General features: G+C 61.4%; 13 protein-coding genes. 2 read left to right on the plus strand and 11 right to left on the minus strand.

Going from position 1 to position 20159, the window contains the following annotated elements; all coding sequences use genetic code 11:
* Positions 1-292 precede the first annotated feature (292 nt).
* On the minus strand, positions 293-4156 hold the full coding sequence (gene purL, locus LVD11_RS07715) for a phosphoribosylformylglycinamidine synthase (RefSeq protein WP_237057581.1): 3864 nt from the start codon (positions 4154-4156) through the stop codon (positions 293-295).
* 455 nt (positions 4157-4611) lie between these two features.
* Here purL and mltF point away from each other — a divergent pair, with 455 nt between their 5' ends.
* Complete coding sequence (mltF, locus tag LVD11_RS07720) at positions 4612-6090, plus strand: membrane-bound lytic murein transglycosylase MltF (RefSeq protein WP_237057582.1); 1479 nt, start codon at positions 4612-4614, stop codon at positions 6088-6090.
* Positions 6091-6156: 66 nt separating this feature from the next.
* Here the strand turns inward: mltF and LVD11_RS07725 are convergent, their stop codons facing one another.
* Both LVD11_RS07725 and LVD11_RS07730 read right to left on the minus strand, forming a co-directional pair.
* Positions 6157-7629 (minus strand): dihydrolipoyl dehydrogenase family protein, encoded by a 1473-nt coding sequence (locus tag LVD11_RS07725; RefSeq protein WP_237057583.1) that lies wholly within the window; start codon positions 7627-7629, stop codon positions 6157-6159.
* Positions 7630-7656: 27 nt separating this feature from the next.
* Positions 7657-8343 carry a TVP38/TMEM64 family protein gene (locus LVD11_RS07730; RefSeq protein ID WP_237057584.1) on the minus strand — a complete coding sequence of 229 codons (687 nt, stop codon included), beginning with the start codon at positions 8341-8343 and terminating at the stop codon, positions 7657-7659.
* 211 nt (positions 8344-8554) lie between these two features.
* Here LVD11_RS07730 and gloA2 point away from each other — a divergent pair, with 211 nt between their 5' ends.
* Positions 8555-8938, plus strand: coding sequence for an SMU1112c/YaeR family gloxylase I-like metalloprotein (gene gloA2, locus LVD11_RS07735; RefSeq protein ID WP_232941353.1), 384 nt, complete (start codon positions 8555-8557; stop codon positions 8936-8938).
* Positions 8939-8968: 30 nt separating this feature from the next.
* Here the strand turns inward: gloA2 and LVD11_RS07740 are convergent, their stop codons facing one another.
* The 8 genes from LVD11_RS07740 to sdhA form a co-directional block, all read right to left on the minus strand.
* Positions 8969-9412 (minus strand): hypothetical protein, encoded by a 444-nt coding sequence (locus LVD11_RS07740; protein ID WP_237057585.1) that lies wholly within the window; start codon positions 9410-9412, stop codon positions 8969-8971.
* Between the two features lie 121 nt (positions 9413-9533).
* On the minus strand, positions 9534-10406 hold the full coding sequence (sucD, locus tag LVD11_RS07745) for a succinate--CoA ligase subunit alpha (protein WP_237057586.1): 873 nt from the start codon (positions 10404-10406) through the stop codon (positions 9534-9536).
* Positions 10407-10408: 2 nt separating this feature from the next.
* Positions 10409-11575 (minus strand): ADP-forming succinate--CoA ligase subunit beta, encoded by a 1167-nt coding sequence (gene sucC, locus LVD11_RS07750; RefSeq protein WP_237057587.1) that lies wholly within the window; start codon positions 11573-11575, stop codon positions 10409-10411.
* 223 nt (positions 11576-11798) lie between these two features.
* Entirely contained in the window at positions 11799-13241 is a 1443-nt protein-coding gene (lpdA, locus tag LVD11_RS07755) for a dihydrolipoyl dehydrogenase (RefSeq protein WP_237057588.1), read from the minus strand.
* Positions 13242-13351: 110 nt separating this feature from the next.
* On the minus strand, positions 13352-14566 hold the full coding sequence (gene odhB / locus LVD11_RS07760) for a 2-oxoglutarate dehydrogenase complex dihydrolipoyllysine-residue succinyltransferase (protein ID WP_237057589.1): 1215 nt from the start codon (positions 14564-14566) through the stop codon (positions 13352-13354).
* Between the two features lie 76 nt (positions 14567-14642).
* The gene (locus tag LVD11_RS07765) at positions 14643-17471 is read right to left on the minus strand and encodes a 2-oxoglutarate dehydrogenase E1 component (protein WP_237058268.1); all 2829 of its coding nucleotides are present in this window, start codon (positions 17469-17471) and stop codon (positions 14643-14645) included.
* Between the two features lie 189 nt (positions 17472-17660).
* Positions 17661-18365 carry a succinate dehydrogenase iron-sulfur subunit gene (locus LVD11_RS07770; protein WP_237057590.1) on the minus strand — a complete coding sequence of 235 codons (705 nt, stop codon included), beginning with the start codon at positions 18363-18365 and terminating at the stop codon, positions 17661-17663.
* Between the two features lie 19 nt (positions 18366-18384).
* Positions 18385-20157, minus strand: a complete 1773-nt coding sequence (gene sdhA / locus LVD11_RS07775; protein ID WP_237057591.1) for a succinate dehydrogenase flavoprotein subunit — start codon at positions 20155-20157, stop codon at positions 18385-18387.
* Positions 20158-20159 lie beyond the last annotated feature (2 nt).

Below are 20159 nucleotides of genomic sequence, written 5' to 3' on the forward strand. Positions count from 1 at the left end.
CTGCCTGCAACAAGGCTCCCGGGGCGGTGAGCGCAGGCTGGTGAATTCAGCGACTGATTGCAGAAATTGCACCATATGTAAAAAATTATTTTGGAGTGACAGTCTAAGTGTAGCAGGAAATATGGATTTTTCCGGTCAACGCGGGACTTTCTGGCCAGAAGACGGCAACCGACCCACAACCTGCACCCTTTCCGGCCCAGGCCATGCGGCGCAATAATCCACAAACCATGTGCCGGGCACAAAAAAGCCCGCTCGTTGAGCGGGCTTTCGGGTTGCCAATGCGGCGATCGTTTTAATCGACAAACACGCGCGCATTGCGGAACAGTCGCATCCAGCCGGAGTCCTCTTCCCAGTCATCCGGGTGCCAGCTGTTGCTGACGGCGCGGGCGACACGCTCCGGGTGCGGCATCATGATGGTGACGCGGCCATCCTCGGAGCACAGGGAGGTGATACCGTTGGCCGAACCGTTCGGGTTGGCCGGGTAGGTCTCGGTGATCTGGCGGTGGTTGTTCAGGTAACGCATGGCGATGGTGCCGGATTTTTCGCAGGCTTCCAGCGCCTCCTGGTCCGGGAATTCCACCCGTCCCTCACCGTGGGCAACGGCAACAGGCATGTAGGAGCCGGCCATGCCATTGAACAGTACCGACGGGGAGTCCTCGATGCCCACCAGCGCAAAGCGCGCCTCGTACTGCTCGGAGAGATTACGCACGAAACGCGGCCAGTGGTCGGCGCCCGGGATCAGCTCCTTAATCACGGAGAACATCTGGCAGCCGTTACAGACGCCCAGGCCGAAGGTATCCTGGCGATTGAAGAATGCCTCGAACTGGTCGCGGGCGCGGTCGTTGAAGAGGATGGTCTTGGCCCAGCCCTCACCGGCACCCAGCACGTCGCCATAAGAGAAACCGCCACAGCCCACCAGGCCCTTGAAGTCATCCAGGGTGACCCGACCGGCGAGGATATCGCTCATGTGGACGTCCACGGCGCTGAAGCCGGCGCGATGGAATGAGTGCGCCATCTCCACCTGGCTGTTGACGCCCTGCTCCCGCAGGATTGCCACCCGCGGCCGCTCCCCCTTCTTGATATAGGGCGCGCTGATATCCTCGTTGATGTCATAGGTCAGGTTCACGGACAGGCCGGGATCGTCCTTACCAATCGCGGCAAATTCCTGTTCCGCGCACTCGGCATTGTCGCGCAGGGACTGGATCCGGTAGCTGGTTTCGGACCAGGCCTGTTGCAGCTCAGTGCGGGAGCGGCTGAAAAACTCACGGCCACCGCGGGTGAAACGCACCTTGTCGTCGCGGTTCAGGTAGCCGATCTGGTGCGCCGGGACGCCCACGGCGCCAAAGCGCTGCACCAGCATTTCCGCATCGTTGGCAGGCACCTGCAGCACCGCACCCAGCTCCTCGCTGAACAGTGCCGCGATCACGTCCTCGCCCAGCTCGTAGATATCCACGTCCACACCGGTGCGGCCCGCGAAGCACATCTCCGCCAGGGTCACGAACAGGCCGCCATCAGAACGGTCGTGATAGGCGAGGATCATGTCTTCTTCCAGCGCCTGCTGGACCACTTCAAAGAAACCTTTCAGGCGCCGCGCGTCATCCAGGTCCGCGGGCTTGTCACCCAGCTGGTTGAAAACCTGCGCCAGGCAGGAGCCACCCAGGCGGTTCTTGCCCGCTCCCAGGTCGACAAATACCAACTCGCTGTCGCGCCCGACCTTGAGCTGCGGGGTCACGGTCTTGCGCACGTCCGCTACCGGCGAGAATGCGGAGATCACCAGGGACAGCGGTGCGGTGACCGCCTTGTCCAGGCCGGCATCGTTCCAGGCCGTGCGCATGGACATGGAGTCCTTGCCCACCGGGATGGTGATACCCAGCTCCGGGCACAGTTCCATGCCCACCGCTTCCACGGTACGGAAGAGCTTCTCTTCCTCTCCGGGGTGGCCGGCGGCGCACATCCAGTTGGCCGACAGCTTGATATCGGACAGCTTTTCGATGCGGGTGGCGGCGATATTGGTGATCGCCTCACCCACGGCCAGGCGGCCGGATGCCGGTGCATCCAGCAGGGCCACCGGCGTGCGCTCACCCATGGCCATGGCCTCGCCGGCATAGCTGTCATAGGCCACGGTGGTAACGGCGCAATCCGCCACCGGCACCTGCCAGGGGCCCACCATCTGGTCGCGGGCCACCTGCCCGGTTACGGTGCGGTCGCCGATGGTGATCAGGAAGCTCTTGCTGGCCACGGTAGGCAGGCGCAGCACGCGGTCCACCGCATCGCCCAGCTCAATACCATCGGTCTCGAACGGGGTGGTGCTGACGGTGCGCTTGTCGGCCTTGCGGTGCATCTTCGGCGGCTTGCCGAACAGTACCGACATGGGCAGGTCGACGGGCCTGGCCTCGAATTTCTTGTCGTTGAGCAGCAGGTGCTTGTCCTCGGTGGCTTCGCCCACCACCGCGTAAGGGGCGCGCTCACGTGCACAGATACTCTCAAAACGCTCCAGGTCGTCCGGCATCACCGCCAGCACGTAGCGCTCCTGGGATTCGTTACACCAGATCTCCAGCGGGCTCATGCCCGGTTCATCACAGGGGACGTTACGCAGCTCGAACCTGCCGCCGGTGCCACCGTCCTTCACCAGTTCCGGGAAGGCATTGGACAGGCCGCCGGCGCCGACGTCGTGGATGAAGGCGATGGGGTTCTTGTTGCCCAGCTGCCAGCACTGGTCGATCACTTCCTGGCAGCGGCGCTCGATTTCCGGGTTCTGGCGCTGCACCGAGGCGAAATCCAGGTCCTCGGAGCTGGTGCCACTGGCCATGCTGGAGGCGGCGCCCCCGCCCAGGCCGATCAGCATGGCCGGGCCGCCGAGCACCACCAGCCTGGCGCCGGGCTGGAATTCCGGTTTCTCGATATGTTCCTCGCGGATATTACCGTAGCCGCCGGCGATCATGATCGGCTTGTGGTAACCGCGACGCTCGCCGTCGAAATCATCCTCGAAGGTACGGAAGTAGCCACAGATATTGGGGCGCCCAAACTCGTTGTTGAACGCGGCGCCACCAATGGGCCCCTCGACCATGATGTCCAGGGCCGTAACGATACGCTCGGGCTTGCCGTAATCCACTTCCCACGGCTGCAGGTAACCGGGGATCTGCAGGTTGGAGACGGTAAAGCCGGTCAGGCCCACCTTGGGCTTGGAGCCCCGGCCCACCGCACCCTCGTCACGGATCTCGCCGCCGGCACCGGTACCGGCACCCGGGAAGGGGGCGATCGCCGTCGGGTGGTTGTGGGTCTCCACCTTCATCAGCATATGAATCGGCTCCTGGCTGAAGCCGTACTCGCGGGATTCCGGGTCCGGGTAAAAGCGGCCGGCTTCTGAGCCGGTGACCACCGCGGCGTTGTCCGCGTACGCGGACAGCACGTTGTCACCGCCCTTCTGGTAGGTATTGCGGATCATGCCAAACAGGGACAGGTCCTGGTCCTCGCCGTCGATGGTCCAGCTGGCATTGAAGATCTTGTGGCGGCAGTGCTCCGAGTTCGCCTGGGCGAACATCATCAGTTCCACGTCGGTGGGGTTGCGCTCCAGCTCCTCGAAGCTCTTCAGCAGGTAGTCGATTTCGTCGTCCGCCAGCGCCAGGCCCAGGCTCACATTGGCCTCTTCCAGGGCATTGCGGCCGCCGTCCAGCAGGTCCACCGTGCCCAGCTGGCGCGGCTTCTCGACCTGGAACAGCTGCTCGGCCTGGTCGAAGTCGGGCAGCACGCTCTCGACCATGCGGTCATGCAACTCCGCGGCCAGCGCCTCCCGTTCAGCGCCGGTTAACTTGATGCCGGTAAGGTAGTAGGCAACACCGCGCTCGAGCCGGTGGATCTGCTCGAGGCCCGCGTTATGGGCGATATCGGTAGCCTTGGAAGACCAGGGGGAGATGGTGCCGGGACGTGGCACTACCAGCAGCAGCTCACCTTCGGGCTGGTGCTTCTCCTCTGTGGGGCCGTACTGCAGCAGGCGCTCCAGCAGCGCTTCTTCCTTCTTGTCCAGCTTGCCGGTATCGGCGAAATGCACGAACTCGGCATAGACATCCTCGATGGCGGGCTGCATCGAGCGTAGTTGGCTGAGTAACTTTTGGTGGCGGAATTTCGACAGTGCGGGAGCACCACGCAGAACTAGCATTGCGGGAGTTTGCCTCTTGTCTGAATGTGAGAACCGGCACGCCAGGTGTCGTGCCGTGCCCCCGGGAGAGCGCCCGGGGCTGGGAAGGCCGCAATTGTACCCGAACCGCAGCGACTCCAACACTGTCCAAGTATGGATAACCCACCGGGAACAGGGATCCCGGTGGGGGCCAGCAGGGCCCGGCGGCCCGAGGCAGGGAAAATGGCGGCTGTTTCAGCGTGATACGGTTCTCTCCGCCGCTGGGACCCAGTCCGCCCTACTAGACTTACCAGACCAGTACAAGTAGCCAGATCACAAAGCAAAAACCCGCCAGCGAGCAATTTCTCGCCAGATGGGTTAGAATCGCGGGCCTTTTGCCGGGTCGGCCATGCTCAGGAAGAGCTCCACCGGCAACCGCTGGCGCGAAAGCGCACCAATGAAAGCGATAAGAACTAATGGACTAGAGGGGACTGTTTATGATCATGAAAAGCCGCATGTTGCGCTACAGTCGCCGCCTGGCCAAGGGCCTGGCGCTGGCCTGCTGTGCCTCGCTGATCGTGGCAAGCAAGGCCCCGGACTCACTGGAGCAGGTCAAGGCTGCCGGCAAACTGGTGGTCCTGTCGCAGAACGGCCCCACCACATATTACGAAGATGCCACCGGCACCCATACCGGCTTCGAGTACGGCCTGCTGCAGGCCTTCGCCGATGACCTGGGCGTGGAGCTGGAAATCCGCGACGTGCACGACCTGGACGAGATCTTCACTCGCCTCGAGTCCCCGGCTGAAGGGGCCCACCTGGCCGCTGCAGGCCTGACTGTTACCCCGATGCGCCGTGACCAGGTGCGTTTCACCCCCTCCTACTTCGAGATCCGCCAGCAGGTCATCTACCGCCTGGGCGAGAAACGCCCGCGCTCCGTGGGCGACCTTCAGGGCGAAAAGGTGGCGGTGATCGCCGGCAGTGCCCACGCGGAGCAACTGCGGAAGCTGTCAGCCCGCTATCCCGACCTGCAGTGGGAGGAGATCTCCGACGTGGATGCCATGGAACTGGTGGAGATGGTCGAGGAAGGCGAGTATCCCTATGCCGTGGTGGACTCCAATGCCTATGCCGTCCATCGCGGACTGTACCCCAACACCCATATCGGCTTTAACCTGACACAATTCCAGCCTGTGGCCTGGGCCTTCCCCCGGGGCAAGGACGACAGCCTCTACCGGGCGGCCCGGAACTTCATGCTGCGCTCGAACACCAACGGGTTGGTGGCAGAACTGCGTGAGAAGTTCTTTGGGCATGTCAGCGAGATGAACGTGGGCGGCGCCCAGGCCTTTGCCAGGAGCACCCGCGAGCGTCTGCCCCAGTGGCGCGAGACCATGGAGAAAGTTGCCGCGCAGTATGAGCTGGACTGGCACCTGCTGGCCGCGCTCAGCTACCAGGAATCCCACTGGAACCCGAAGGCGCGCTCCCGCACCGGCGTCCGCGGCCTGATGATGCTGACACGCGGCACTGCGCGGGAGCTGGGTGTCAACCGGATGGACCCGAACGAGAGCATCGAGGGTGGCGCTCGCTACATCGTGGAACTGCGCGACAAGATACCCGAGCGTATCCACGAACCGGACCGCACCTGGATGGCCCTGGCCGCCTATAACGTGGGCTATGGCCACCTTGAGGATGCGCGGGTACTGACCGAGAAAATGGGTGGCAACCCGGACCGCTGGACCGATGTACGCAACCATCTTCCGCTGCTGGCCAAACGCCAGTACTACAAGGACACCAGGCACGGGTATGCCCGCGGCTGGGAACCGGTGACTTACGTACAGAACATCCGCCACTACCAGGCGCTGTTGACCTGGAACAGTCGCATTGAGGAACAGCGCCTGGCCGAGGCCGCCAATGATGCGGCCAATGAAGAGGCCCTGGCAGACAACGGCCCGCTCGAGAGCGGCGCCCTACCGGCATTCTGAATCCCCTCCCCTGACCGATGCTGTACCCGAGGCGGCGGGCTATGCCCGCCCTGCCTCACTCTCCTCCTAGCCGCGCCGCCAGCGGTGGAATCGCTCCAGCAAGCCCAGTATCGTCTGTGGCGCATGGGCGCGCTTCCAGTTGCCCGCCACAAAGCGGTTGGCCTCCATCATGGTGGGATAGATATGGATGGTCCCCAACAGCTTGTTAAGTCCCAGGCCGTGTTTCATTGCCAGCACGAACTCGGCGATCAGCTCGCCGGCATTTTCCCCGACAATGGTCGCCCCCAGGATCTTGTCCTTGCCCGGTACCGTAAGGACTTTGACAAAGCCCCGGGCAGAACCGTCAACGATTGCCCGGTCCAGGTCATCCAGCCCATAGCGGGTCACCGTGTACGGGACACCATCGGCGCTGGCCTGGTGTTCACTGAGACCCACGCTGGCCACCTCCGGGTCGACAAAAACCGCTCGCGGCACCAGGGAGTAATCCACGCGGAACTTCTTCAGGTCGCCGAACAGCCCGTTCACTGCGGCGTACCAGGCCTGGTGCGATGCCATATGGGTAAACTGGTAAGGACCCACCAGGTCACCCGCTGCGAGGATATGGCCGATTTCCGTGCGCAGGAAATCATCGGTGCGCATCCGGCCGTTCTTTACCAGGGCCAGCTCCTCCAGCCCGAAGCCGCTGACGCGGGGCCGGCGCCCCAGTGCCAGCAGCAACTGGTCGAACTCCAGCCCGGTTTCACCGCTGCGGTCTGAGACCATCACTCGGCCACCACCGCCCTCGAGCGGCGCGAAGCCGGTTGCCTCACAGCCGGTCAGTACCCGGACCCCCTCTGTTGACAGGGATTCCTCTACCGCCTCGGAGACCTCCGCGTCTTCCGCCGGCAGCAATCGCGGGGCCATCTCCACCAGGGTGACACTGGACCCGAGCCTTGCAAAGGACTGGGCCAGCTCGCAACCAATGGCCCCGCCCCCCAGCACCACGAGCTTTTCCGGTGCCCGCTCCAGCTCGGCAAAACGACTCCAGAGCGTTTCACTGGTGACATAGTCCACCTGCTCCAGCCCCGGCAGCGGTGGCACCACCGGTTCAGCCCCAGTGGCGAGCACGATTGCCCGCGCGGTGAGCACTTGCTCACCGCCGCTGTTGAGCCGGATTTTCACCGTCCAGGGATCGACCAGCTGCGCCCGCCCCTGCACCACATCCACGCCCAGCCCGGTGTAACGCTCCACACTGTCGTGGGGCTCGATCGCACCGATGGAGGAGCGCACATGATTCATCACCGCGGGGAAATCGATTTCTGGCTCGGGTAACCTCACGCCAAACTCCGCTGCCTTGCGCGCGCCCTGGGCAACCCGTGCACACTTGATCAGGGCCTTGCTGGGCACACAGCCGGTATTGAGGCAGTCACCTCCCATGGGGCCCGCCTCCACCAGGGTCACGCTGGCCTTCACTGCCGCAGCGATGTAGGCGCTCACCAGTCCGGCAGAACCGGCACCGATCACAATCAGGTTGCGGTCGAATTTCTTGGGCTTGGCCACACTTACCTCAATTGTCAGTGGATTGCTTCAGGATTCACGGGCGCGGTAACGCTCGATTGCGTTCAGGACTTTTTTCGCCAGCAGCGGGAACAACCCCAGCAGGACAAAGGACAGTACCAGCCCCGGGGACAGGATATCGCCGGGACTGTCCACCTGCGCCAGCTGGGTACCGGCATTCACGTATACGAACGTCGCAGGCAGCATCCCCAGCTGGCTGACCCAGTAGAAAGTCCAGGTGGGGATCCGCGTGAGCCCCATGACGATATTGATGATGAAGAAAGGAAACACCGGTACCAGGCGCAGGGCAAACAGGTAAAAAGCCCCCTCCCGCTCCATCCCTCGATGGATAGCCTCCAGGCGATCGCCAAAACGTGCCTGCACCCAGTCGTGCAGCAGGTAACGGGAGACCAGGAATGCCAGGGTCGCACCGATTGTGGACGCAAAGGAAGTAATGACCGATCCCCACAGCAGGCCAAACAGTGCCCCCGCCGCCAGCGACATGATCGCCGCCCCGGGCAGGGACAGTGCGGTAACCAGGATGTAGAGCGCTGCAAAGAGGAGCGCCACCAGCAGCGGCGACTGGCGCTGCCACTGGGCAAACTGGGCCTGTCCCTGTTTCAGGCTTTCCAGCGTCAGGTACTGGTTCAGGTCAAAGGCGAAAAAGGCGATGCCCACAGTGAGCAGCACGGCAATCAGGAGCAGTTTCTTGGTCAAAATACGCTTCCCCAATCGGGATCAAATGCCAGGAATACTTTTACGTCGGGCCGAGTCAGGGGGATTACCCTTCCCTTTCCGGCACCAGGGCATCCATCCATAACAGGACCGGATTTGCATCTGTCGCCGGGTTTCTGGAATTCTTACAGTTCAGGGTAAGTGCCGATAGAACCCGGCACCAATGAAAATCCCAAAAGCCTGGAACAGGAAGATGCTGGAAGGTATACACCACGCTGCCATTATCTGCTCGGATTACAGCGTGTCCCGCCATTTCTACACCGAGGTCCTGGGCCTCAAAATACGCGCAGAGAACTACCGGTCAGAGCGTGATTCCTGGAAGCTGGACCTGGCCCTGCCTGACGGAAGCCAGGTTGAGCTCTTCTCATTCCCGGGCGCGCCCCCGCGCCCAAGCTATCCGGAAGCACAGGGCCTGAGGCACCTGGCATTCCGGGTGTCAGAGCTGGAACCGGCGATTGCGCAACTGGAAAGGGGCGGTATCGCGGTCGAGCCGGTGCGGACAGACGAATATACCGGCAGGCGCTTCACATTTTTCAGTGATCCCGACGGCCTGCCGCTGGAGCTCTACGAACAATAGAAATACGCTTTCATGTTCCAGGGCGGCGAGTCATTCGACAGCGAGGGCACTGGCAAGGCGTTCACCATCAAAATGCTTCTCCAGTCCACTGAGATAGCCCTGCACATCCTGGTTAGCCATCAAGCCCTGCATCGCGACCTGGCCCAGAACAGCAAAGCTCGTTTCGAAGGCATTCTTTCCCTCGTACTTGATTGCCTGGGCGGTCTCGTCCTTACAGCGGTCAGCGAGCAGATCCATTACCAGACCGGCGGCATCCTCATTCATCTGCGACGCCTGTGCCGGGGAAATGTTTGCAAGATTTTTTACATCCGGATGGGATGACATGGCTGCATACAACCACTGGATAAACAGCGTCTTGTCCGAGTCACTGGTTTCACGGACCAGGCACTTGGACATTTCGTCAGTAAACGGGCCCGCGAAGGCCTGTGATGACAGGATGGCAAGTAGCAATAAGGCTCGAGGGAAGATTTTCATGATGTCCTCTTGGCTGCTCTATGCAGCAGGTTTGTTTTTATCCAGGACTTTATAGCATGCTGCGCAGGCATAAAAAAAGCCGCCCGAAGGCGGCCTTTTTATGCTCAGAAGCAACAACTGATTACCAGCCGGTTACTTCCTTCAGTGCATTACCGATTTCCGCCAGGGAGCGGACAGTTTTCACGCCAGCGTCTTCCAGCGCTGCGAACTTCTCGTCGGCGGTACCTTTACCACCGGAGATGATCGCACCGGCGTGACCCATGCGCTTTCCGGGAGGTGCGGTTACACCAGCGATGTAGGAAACGACCGGCTTGGTGACATTTTCCTTGATGTAAGCGGCAGCCTCTTCTTCCGCGGTACCGCCGATCTCACCGATCATCACGATAGCCTCGGTAGCCGGGTCTTTCTCGAACATCTCCAGGATGTCGATGAAGTTGGAGCCCGGGATGGGGTCGCCACCGATGCCCACACAGGTGGACTGGCCGAAGCCGTGGTCGGTGGTCTGCTTGACCGCCTCGTAGGTCAGGGTACCGGAGCGGGAAACGATGCCCACCTTGCCCGGCTTGTGGATGTGGCCCGGCATAATGCCGATCTTGCACTCACCGGGAGTGATCACGCCCGGGCAGTTCGGGCCGATCAGGCGTACGCCCAGCTCGTCACACTTCACCTTGGCGTCCAGCATGTCCATGGTGGGGATGCCTTCGGTGATGCACACGATCAGCTTGATGCCGCCGTTGGCCGCTTCCAGGATGGAATCCTTACAGAAGGGGGCCGGCACGTAGATCACGGAGGCTTCGGCGCCGGTAGCCTCAACAGCTTCTTTCACGGTGTTGAATACCGGCAGGCCCAGGTGAGTCTGGCCGCCCTTGCCCGGGGTTACACCGCCGACCATCTTTGTACCGTACTCAATCGCCTGCTCGGAGTGGAAAGTACCCTGGGAGCCGGTGAAGCCCTGGCAGATTACTTTGGTGTCTTTGTTAATCAGTACTGACATGATTATTTACCCTCCGCAGCTTTAACCACTTGCTGAGCCGCATCGGTCAGGCTGGTGGCAGCGATGATGTTCAGGCCGCTGTCGCTCAGAACCTTCGTACCCAGTTCGGCGTTGTTGCCTTCCAGGCGTACAACAACCGGCACTTTTACGCCGACTTCTTTCACTGCGCCAATCACGCCTTCGGCAATCATGTCACAGCGCACGATACCGCCGAAAATATTGATCAGGACGGCTTTAACATTCTCGTCGGACAGAATGATCTTGAACGCTTCAACTACGCGCTCTTTGGTGGCACCGCCACCAACATCCAGGAAGTTGGCCGGGCTACCGCCGTGCAGGTTGACGATATCCATGGTGCCCATGGCCAGGCCGGCACCGTTCACCATGCAGCCGATGTTACCGTCCAGGGCCACGTAGTTGAGGTCCCACTTGGCAGCGTGGGCTTCACGGGGGTCTTCCTGGCTGGGGTCGTGCATCTCACGCAGGTCAGCGTGGCGGTACAGTGCGTTGCTGTCGATTACGACCTTGGCGTCAAGGCAGTGCAGGTTCTTTTCGGGAGTGATGACAAGCGGGTTGATTTCCAGCAGCGCCAGGTCCTTCTCCTCGAACATCTTGGCGAGGCCCAGGAAGATCTTGGTGAACTGCTTGATCTGGTCACCTTCCAGACCCAGCTGGAATGCCAGCTCACGGGCCTGGTAGGGCTGCGCGCCTACCAGCGGGTCGATGGTGGCCTTGAGGATTTTTTCCGGAGTCTCTTCCGCTACCTTTTCGATCTCAACGCCACCCTCGGTGGAGGCCATGAAAACGATGCGACGGGTGGAGCGATCGACTACCGCGCCCAGGTACAGTTCCTGGTCGATATCTGTGCAGCTCTCAACCAGGATACGGGAAACAGGCTGGCCGTTTTCGTCTGTCTGGTAGGTAACCAGGTTGTTGCCCAGCCACTTCCGGGAAAACTCCTCGATCTCGGCAGTGGAGTCCACCAGCTTTACACCGCCGGCCTTGCCGCGGCCACCGGCGTGTACCTGGGCCTTGACCACCCACTTGTCGCCGCCAATCTCTTTCGCTGCCGCCACTGCTTCTGCCGGGGTTTCCGCTGCAATACCTTTGGAAACCGGCAATCCGTATTCCGCAAACAGTTGTTTGCCCTGATACTCATGCAAGTTCATAGTCAATACCAATTCACATTTGAAATGTGTTTACCAATTTGCAGATTGCTCTGCACCTAAGAACAAAATTCGAAATTCCCGTCGTTGCAAATTTCAAATTCTGGGTCCATTGCCGGAGCAATGTTGCGCGGCAAGTATTGCCGCACTGTGTCGGGGAAAAACCCACGACAGAAAGACGGTGGGGCGGTAATACCGCCCCACCCTGCGCGACCGTAGGCCGCTCTTACTTGCGCTTCTTGCGGTTGGCGATGTGAATGGCGTGGCCATTCGCCGCCAGCGCCGCCTCTTTCACCGCCTCGGACAGGGTCGGGTGGCCGAATACGGTCATGCCAATATCCTCGGCGCTGGAGCCGAACTCCATCGCAATCGCCACCTGCTGCACCAGGTCAGCCGCAGAGGGACCGACGATATGCGCACCGAGGACCCGGTCGGTCTCGGCATGGGCGATGATCTTGACCATGCCCCCGGTGTCGTTGGCCGCCATCGCGCGTCCGGACGCCGCAAACGGGAAGACACCCACATTGTAGGGCTCACCCTCGGATTTCACCTGCTCTTCGGTCATGCCTACGGCGGCAACTTCCGGGTGGGTGTAAATCACGTTGGGGATCACGTCGTAGTTCATCATCGGCTTCTGACCCGCGATGCGCTCGGCCACAACCACACCTTCTTCAGAGGCCTTGTGTGCCAGCATCGGGCCGCGGACCACATCGCCAACTGCCCAGACACCAGGGGCAGAAGTCATGCACAGGTCGTTGACATAGATAAAGCCACGCTCATCCAGTTTTACATCGGCGTCTTCGGACAGCAGGCCCTCGGTATAGGGACGACGGCCGACACACACGATCAGCTTGTCGAAGGTTTCCTGCTGCTCATTGCCGTCCTTGTCCTCATAGGTGACAACAACTTCGTCGCCTTTTACCTCGGTACCGGTCACGCGACAGGACAGGCGGATATCCAGACCCTGCTTCTTGAAAATTTTCTGGGATTCCTTGGCGATCTGCTGGTCCATGACCGACAGGAACTTGTCCAGCGCTTCCAGGACCACCACGTCGGAACCCAGGCGGCTCCAGACAGAACCCAGTTCCAGGCCAATCACACCGGCACCGATAACACCCAGGCGCTTCGGCACCTTGTCGAACTCGAGTGCGCCGGTGGAATCCACGATGATCTTGTTATCCACCGGAGCCGGCGGGATATTGATGGGCACGGAACCGGAAGCCAGAATAATATTGTCGGCTTCGTAAGTGGTGGTCTTGCCGTCGTTATCGGTCACTTCCACTTTCTTGTTGGCCAGCAGCTTGCCGGTACCCTCGATGGAAGTCACCTTGTTCGCAGTGAACAGGCCAGCCACGCCGCCGGTGAGCTTCTTGACGATATCGTCCTTGCGGCCAAGCATTTTGGACACGTCGATCTTGACCTTGTTGGTCTCGATACCGTGAACATCCAGGCCGTCTTTTGCCTCATGATATTTCCAGGAGCTGTCCAGCAGTGCCTTGGAAGGAATACAGCCAACGTTCAGGCAGGTACCGCCGTTGACGACCTTGCCTTCCTTGTTGGTCCACTTCTCTACACAGGCAGTCTTCAGGCCCAGTTGCGCCGCACGGATAGCAGCTACGTATCCCCCCGGGCCGGAGCCAATTACGATTACGTCAAATTTATCCGACATGATCAGTTCCAAAATTTTGTGAATTTGTAGGAGCCCGCTCTTGGGCAAACCTGTGGGCGCGGCCGGTGGGCCGCGATCGCCTGCGAACAGGCGCCCACAGTCTCAGATTCTTATACTTCCAGCAGGATGCGCGCCGGATCCTCGATCATCTCCTTGATCGCCACCAGGAAGCCAACCGCTTCCTTGCCATCGATCAGGCGGTGATCGTAGGACAGAGCCAGATACATCATCGGCAGGATCTCGACCTTGCCATCTACCGCCATCGGGCGCTCCTGGATCTTGTGCATGCCCAGGATCGCGGTCTGCGGCGGGTTCAGGATCGGCGTGGACAGCAGGGAGCCGAATACGCCGCCATTGGTGATGGTGAAAGTACCGCCGGTCATTTCCTCGATGGACAGCTTGCCGTCGCGGGCACGCAGACCCAGGTCGCGGATATTGTTTTCCATATCCGCCAGGCCCATGTTCTCGGCGTTGCGCAGGATCGGCACTACCAGACCCTTCGGCGAGGAAACCGCCACACCGATATCCTGGTAACCGTGGTAGACGATATCGTCACCATCGATGGACGCGTTCACGGCGGAGTAGCGCTTCAGGGCCTCTACGGCCGCTTTGACGAAGAAGCCCATAAAGCCCAGGCGGGTGCCATTGTGGGTCTTCTCGAACAGGTCCTTGTAGTTCTTGCGCAGGTCCATGATCGGCTTCATGTTCACCTCGTTAAAGGTGGTGAGCATGGCCGTGGACTGGGAGGCATCCAGCAGGCGCTCGGCGATACGCTTGCGCATGCGGGTCATGGGAACGCGTTTCTCGACGCGTTCACCGCCGGCAACCGGCACCTCGGCAGCGGCGGCCGCCGGCGCCGCGGCAGGTGCCTTCTCGGCTTTCTGCACGTCTTCCTTGGTGATGCGGCCACCCTTGCCGGTGCCCTTGACCGAGCCCAGGTCGATACCTTTCTCGTCGGCCAGCTTGCGCGCGGCCGGGTTAACCAGCTGCTCGCCACCCTTGGAGGACGGCTCTGCGGCTTCCTTCTCCTCAGCTTTCTCTTCCTGGGCTTCCGGCTTCTTCTCCTCGCCACCGGCGCTGCCGCCCGCCCCTTCCTCGAACTTGGCGATCACTTCGTTGGACTCGACGGTGTCGCCTTCGTCCTTGATGATTTCGCTGAGGGCGCCGTCGGCGGGTGCAACCACTTCCAGCACCACTTTGTCGGTTTCGATATCCACGATCAGCTCATCGCGGGATACAGCCTCGCCGGGCTTCTTGTGCCAGGTGGCGACGGTGCCGTCCTGAACGGATTCCGGGAATGTTGGCGCTTTAATCTCGATCGTCATTGGTCCTGTTTCCTGAGATTGACTCTTGGGCGTCCCGGTCAGGATACGCCCATTATTTGCTAATTACTGCCGCCCCTTACTTGACGGTCAGCGCCTCACTGATGAACTGGTTCTGTTCTTCCAGGTGCGTGGACATGTAGCCCGCTGCCGGCGCGGCGGAAGCCGCACGGCCCACGTATTCCAGCTCCAGCTTCGGATGCTCCTCAGCCAGCAGCCGGCGCAGGTGATGCTGGCTGTGATACCAGGCGCCCTGGTTCATCGGCTCTTCCTGGCACCAGGCCACGCTCTCCAGGTTCTTGTACGCGGATACCGCATCCACGAACTCCTCGTCCGGGAAGGGATACAGCTGTTCGATACGCACCAGCGCCACATCTTCCTGTTCGCGCTCCATGCGCGCCTCCAGCAGATGGTAGTAGACCTTGCCGGAACACAGGATCAGGCGCTTCACCTTGGCCGGATCGACATGATCGTCCTGGATAACGTTATGGAACTTGCCGTTGGCCAGCTCATCCAGGCTGGAGGTGGCCAGCTTGTGGCGCAGGATCCACTTCGGGCTCATGATCACCAGCGGACGGCGCATGGGGCGGATGGCCTGGCGACGCAGCAGGTGGAAAATCTGTGCCGGGGTGGTGGCGTTGCACACCTGGATATTGTGCTCGGCGCACAACTGCATGAAGCGCTCCAGGCGCGCGGAGGAGTGCTCCGGACCCTGGCCCTCATAGCCATGTGGCAACAGCATCACCAGGCCGCACATCCGGCCCCACTTGTGCTCGCCGGAAGTGATGAACTGGTCGATCACTACCTGGGCACCGTTGGCGAAGTCACCGAACTGGGCTTCCCAGATGATCAGCGACTTGGGCGTGGTGGTGGCATAACCGTACTCGAACGCCAGCACGCCTTCCTCAGACAACAGCGAGTCATAGATATAGAACTCCGGCTGCCCGTCGTACATGTTCTGCAGCGGCACGTAACAGGAGCCGTCTTTCTGGCTGTGTACCACCGCGTGACGGTGGGAGAAGGTGCCCCGTCGCACGTCCTCACCGGTCAGGCGGATCATGTATCCCTGTTCCAGCAGGGTGCCATACGCCAGGGTCTCGGCCATGCCCCAGTTGAGCGGGGAGGCGCCACCGGCCATCTTGCGGCGATCTTCGTAGATCTTGGATACCTGCCGCTGCAGGACGATACCGTCGGGGATATCCGTCATCCGGCGGGCCACGTCCTTCAGCTTGGGCAGTTCGAAAGCAGTGTCGCCCGGCGTCTGCCAGTCGTGGTTCAGGTACGGGCTCCAGTCCACGAACATGGATTCATCCGGCTGCTTCACCAGGCCGGTGGCCACGTCCTCACCCCGGTCGAGCTTGTCGCGGTAGTCGCTGGCCAGCTTGTCGGCGGCGGACTTGTCCAGCACACCGTCGTTAACCAGCTTCTCCGCATACAGGGTGCGGGTGGTCTTGTGCTTGCGGATGATCTGGTACATCAGCGGCTGGGTGCCGGACGGATCATCGGTCTCGTTATGGCCGCGGCGGCGATAGCACACCAGGTCAATAACGATGTCTTTCTTGAATTCGTAGCGGTAATCGACCGCCAGCAGCGCCGCCAGCACGACCATTTCCGGGTCGTCGCCGTTTACGTGCAGCACCGGTGCGTCGATCATTTTCGCCACATCGGTACAGTACTCGGTAGAGCGGGCATCCTCTCGCTTGCTGGTGGTGAAGCCCACCTGGTTATTGAGGACGATATGCACGCTGCCGCCGGTGTAGTAGCCACGGGTCTGGGACATCTGCAGGGTTTCCTGCACCACGCCCTGGCCGGCAAAGGCGGCATCGCCGTGAATATTGATCGGCATCACCTTCTCGCCGGTGGTATCGCCACGGCGATCCTGGCGGGCGCGCACGGAACCGACCACCACCGGCGCACAGATTTCCAGGTGCGACGGGTTGAAAGCCAGCGCCAGATGAACTTCGCCACCCGGGGTCATCACGTTTGAGGAAAAGCCCTGGTGGTACTTGACGTCACCGGAGGTATCCAGGGTCTTCTTGCCCTCGAACTCCTCAAACAGGTCGGTCGGGTTCTTGCCCAGGATGTTGACCAGCGTGTTCAGGCGGCCGCGGTGGGCCATGCCCATCACCACCTCCTTCACCCCGTAGGTACCGGAGCGGCGGATCAGTGCGTCCAGCATCGGGATCAGGCTCTCGCCACCCTCAACGCCGAAACGCTTGGTGCCCGGGTATTTGGAGTCCAGGTGACGCTCCAGGCCCTCAGCGGCGGACAGCCGCTGTAGGATCTCAGTCTGGATTTCTGCGCCGAAATTGGGCTTGCTCTGGCTGCGCTCGAGGCGCTGCTGGAACCACTGCTGCTCCTCCAGGTTGGAGAGGTGCATGATTTCCGCACCCAGGTTGCCACAGTAGGTCCGCTCCAGGCCCTCGACAATCTCGCGCAGGGTAGCCTCGCCATTACCGAAGAACAGGTCACCGGTCTGGAAGGTGGTGTCGAAATCCCCCTCGGTCAGGCCGTGGTAATTCAGTTGCAGGTCGGGCACCTGCTCGCGCGCCATCAGGCTCAGCGGGTCCAGGGTGGCCTTCTTGTGGCCACGATGGCGGTATGAGCTGATCAGCTGCAGGACTTTAACCTGCTTGCGCTCGTGTTCAATATTGACGGCGCCGGCACCGGGAGCGGCCAGCGGGCGGGTGCGGTTCTTGGCCAGGAGCTCAAAGTGGGCGCGTACCGCCGCGTGGGATACGTCCCCGCCACCCTGGACCCGGGGCAGGCTGTCGAAGTAACTGCGCCACTCCTCCGGCACGGCACTGGGGTCGTGCAGATAGGTCTCGTACAGTTCCTCCACATAAGCGGCGTTGCCCCCCGAGATATGGGAGGTGCGCCACAGCTGCTCCATGGTGCTATCGTGCATGTTGATGCCTACCTCGATTGCAGCGCCCTCACTGGGGCTTGATTGCTGCGCGTTCCTTTCACTCACAAAAGGGGAGGCGCCGAAAGTCACCTCCCCTTTTTTCTTGGTACCGGCTCACAGGCCAGCTTTCTTGTCGTGGATGGACGCCATCTTTGGCGCCGGCCAACCGGTCCGGCCGGCCACCCGCGCTTACACGGCGCGGGCCAGCAGCATATTGCGGATATGACCGATTGCCCGCGTGGGGTTCAACCCCTTCGGGCAGACGTTGACGCAGTTCTGGATGCCGTGGCAGCGGAAAACGCTGAAGGGGTCATCCAGGTTGGACAGGCGCTCGTCGGTGGCGGTATCACGGCTGTCGGCCAGGAAGCGGTAAGCCTGCAGCAGGCCCGCGGGGCCGATGAACTTGTCCGGGTTCCACCAGAAGGACGGGCATGCGGTGGAGCAACAGGCGCACAGGATGCACTCGTAGAGGCCGTCCAGCTTCTCCCGATCCTCCGGTGACTGCAGGCGCTCAATCGCCGGCGCCGGCGTGTCGTTCTGCAGGTACGGCTCGATCTTCTTGTACTGCTCGTAGAACTGCTCCATGTCCACCACCAGGTCGCGGATCACCGGCAGGCCCGGCAGCGGGCGCAGTACCAGCTTGCCCTTGGGCGCTGCCTCGGACAGCGGGGTGGTACAGGCAAGGCCGTTGCGGCCGGAGATGTTCATACCATCGGAGCCGCACACACCCTCGCGACAGGAGCGGCGGAAAGACAGCGTCGGATCCTCAGCTTTCAGCAGTTCCAGTACGTCCAGCACCATCAGGTCCTTGCCCTGGGTGTCGAACTCGTAGTCCTGCATGTAAGGCGCTTTGTCAGTTTCCGGGTTATAACGGTAAATGCTTACTTTCAACATACTCTATTCCGCTCCCGAATCAGTAAGTCCGAGCCTTCGGCTCGAAAGCTTCCATGGTGTTGGGCGCAAAGTTGACCGCGCGCTTGCCAACCCGCTTCTCTGCCGGGAAGAACATTGAGTGGCACAGCCAGTTCTCGTCGTCGCGCTCCTGGAAGTCCTCGCGGGCATGGGCACCGCGGCTCTCGGTGCGCACCTCTGCCGGGATCGCAGTGGCCTCGGCCACTTCCAGCAGGTTCTGCAGCTCCAGCGCTTCAACACGCGCGGTGTTGAATGCGCGGCTCTTGTCATCCAGGCGCACATTCTCGATACGACTACGCAGGTCCTTCAGTTTCTCAACGCCCTCGGCCATGTAGTCGCCGCGGCGGAATACGCCGAAGTGATTCTGCATGACGCCCTGCAGCTCGTTGCGCAGGTCAGAGGCTTTCTCGCCATCGTTACTGCCTTCCAGGCGGTTGAGGCGCGACATGGCAGCCTCGATATCGGAATCGGACGCCTCGCGGGCTTCGATGCCTTCACGCAGGGCCTTCTCGATAAACAGGCCGGAAGCGCGGCCGAAGACCACCAGGTCCAGCAGCGAGTTGCCGCCCAGGCGGTTGGCACCGTGTACGGATACGCAGGCGACCTCACCACAGGCATAGAAGCCATCGATAACCTGGTCGTTACCGGCGGCATCCTGGGTCAGGGCCTGGCCGTGCACATTGGTGGGGATACCGCCCATCATATAGTGACAGGTGGGCACCACGGGGATCGGGGTCTTGACCGGGTCCACATGGGCGAAGGTCTTGGCCAGCTCACAGATACCCGGCAGGCGGCTGTTCAGCACTTCCTCGCCGAGGTGGTCGAGCTTCAGGAAAACGTGGTCACCGTTGGGGCCGGCACCGCGGCCTTCGAGGATTTCCAGCACCATGGAACGGGCTACCACGTCGCGGGAAGCGAGGTCCTTGGCGTTGGGCGCATAGCGCTCCATAAAGCGTTCGCCGTCCTTATTGATCAGGTAGCCACCTTCACCGCGGCAACCCTCGGTCACCAGCACGCCGGCACCATGGATACCGGTGGGGTGGAACTGCCACATTTCCATGTCCTGCACCGGGAAGCCGGCACGCAGGGCCATGCCGACACCATCACCGGTATTGATGTGGGCATTGGTGGTGGAGGCGTAAATACGGCCGGCACCACCGGTGGCAAATACAGTGGCCTTGGACTTGATGAAGACTACTTCACCGTCCTCAATGGACAGGGCAATCACGCCTACAACCACACCATCCTGGTTCTTTACCAGGTCCACTGCGAACCACTCGTTCAGGAATACAGTGTTGTTCTTGACGTTGTTCTGGTACAGGGTGTGCAGGAGCGCGTGACCGGTACGGTCTGCCGCCGCACAGGTGCGGGCTGCCTGGCCGCCGCGGCCGAAGTCCTTGGACTGCCCGCCAAACGGACGCTGGTAGATGCGTCCCTCTTCTGTACGTGAGAACGGCAGGCCCATGTGCTCGAGCTCAAATACCGCTTCCGGGCCTACGGAGCACATGTATTCAATGGCATCCTGGTCACCGATATAGTCGGAGCCCTTGACGGTGTCGTACATGTGCCAGCGCCAGTCGTCTTGCGGGTCGGAACTGGCAATCGCGCAGGTAATCCCCCCCTGGGCGGACACGGTGTGCGAACGGGTCGGGAACACCTTGGTGATGACCGCGGTCTTGAAACCTGACTGGGCCATTTGCAGGGCCGCGCGCATTCCCGCGCCGCCGCCGCCGATTACGATCCCGTCAAAGGAAATGGTTCGCATGTTCGCCATAA

Source organism: Microbulbifer sediminum, assembly GCF_021729035.1.
In the GTDB taxonomy this organism is placed as follows: domain Bacteria; phylum Pseudomonadota; class Gammaproteobacteria; order Pseudomonadales; family Cellvibrionaceae; genus Microbulbifer; species Microbulbifer sediminum.

What these genes read in the sequence shown, in the direction of transcription:
- purL (WP_237057581.1), bottom strand. Translation starts at nt 4,156, where the DNA reads ATGCTAGTTCTGCGTGGTGCTCCCGCACTGTCGAAATTCCGCCACCAA.
- mltF (WP_237057582.1), top strand. Translation starts at nt 4,612, where the DNA reads ATGATCATGAAAAGCCGCATGTTGCGCTACAGTCGCCGCCTGGCCAAG.
- gloA2 (WP_232941353.1), top strand. Translation starts at nt 8,555, where the DNA reads ATGCTGGAAGGTATACACCACGCTGCCATTATCTGCTCGGATTACAGC.
- LVD11_RS07740 (WP_237057585.1), bottom strand. Translation starts at nt 9,412, where the DNA reads ATGAAAATCTTCCCTCGAGCCTTATTGCTACTTGCCATCCTGTCATCA.
- sucD (WP_237057586.1), bottom strand. Translation starts at nt 10,406, where the DNA reads ATGTCAGTACTGATTAACAAAGACACCAAAGTAATCTGCCAGGGCTTC.
- sucC (WP_237057587.1), bottom strand. Translation starts at nt 11,575, where the DNA reads ATGAACTTGCATGAGTATCAGGGCAAACAACTGTTTGCGGAATACGGA.
- lpdA (WP_237057588.1), bottom strand. Translation starts at nt 13,241, where the DNA reads ATGTCGGATAAATTTGACGTAATCGTAATTGGCTCCGGCCCGGGGGGA.
- odhB (WP_237057589.1), bottom strand. Translation starts at nt 14,566, where the DNA reads ATGACGATCGAGATTAAAGCGCCAACATTCCCGGAATCCGTTCAGGAC.
- LVD11_RS07765 (WP_237058268.1), bottom strand. Translation starts at nt 17,471, where the DNA reads ATGCACGATAGCACCATGGAGCAGCTGTGGCGCACCTCCCATATCTCG.
- LVD11_RS07770 (WP_237057590.1), bottom strand. Translation starts at nt 18,365, where the DNA reads ATGTTGAAAGTAAGCATTTACCGTTATAACCCGGAAACTGACAAAGCG.
- sdhA (WP_237057591.1), bottom strand. Translation starts at nt 20,157, where the DNA reads ATGGCGAACATGCGAACCATTTCCTTTGACGGGATCGTAATCGGCGGC.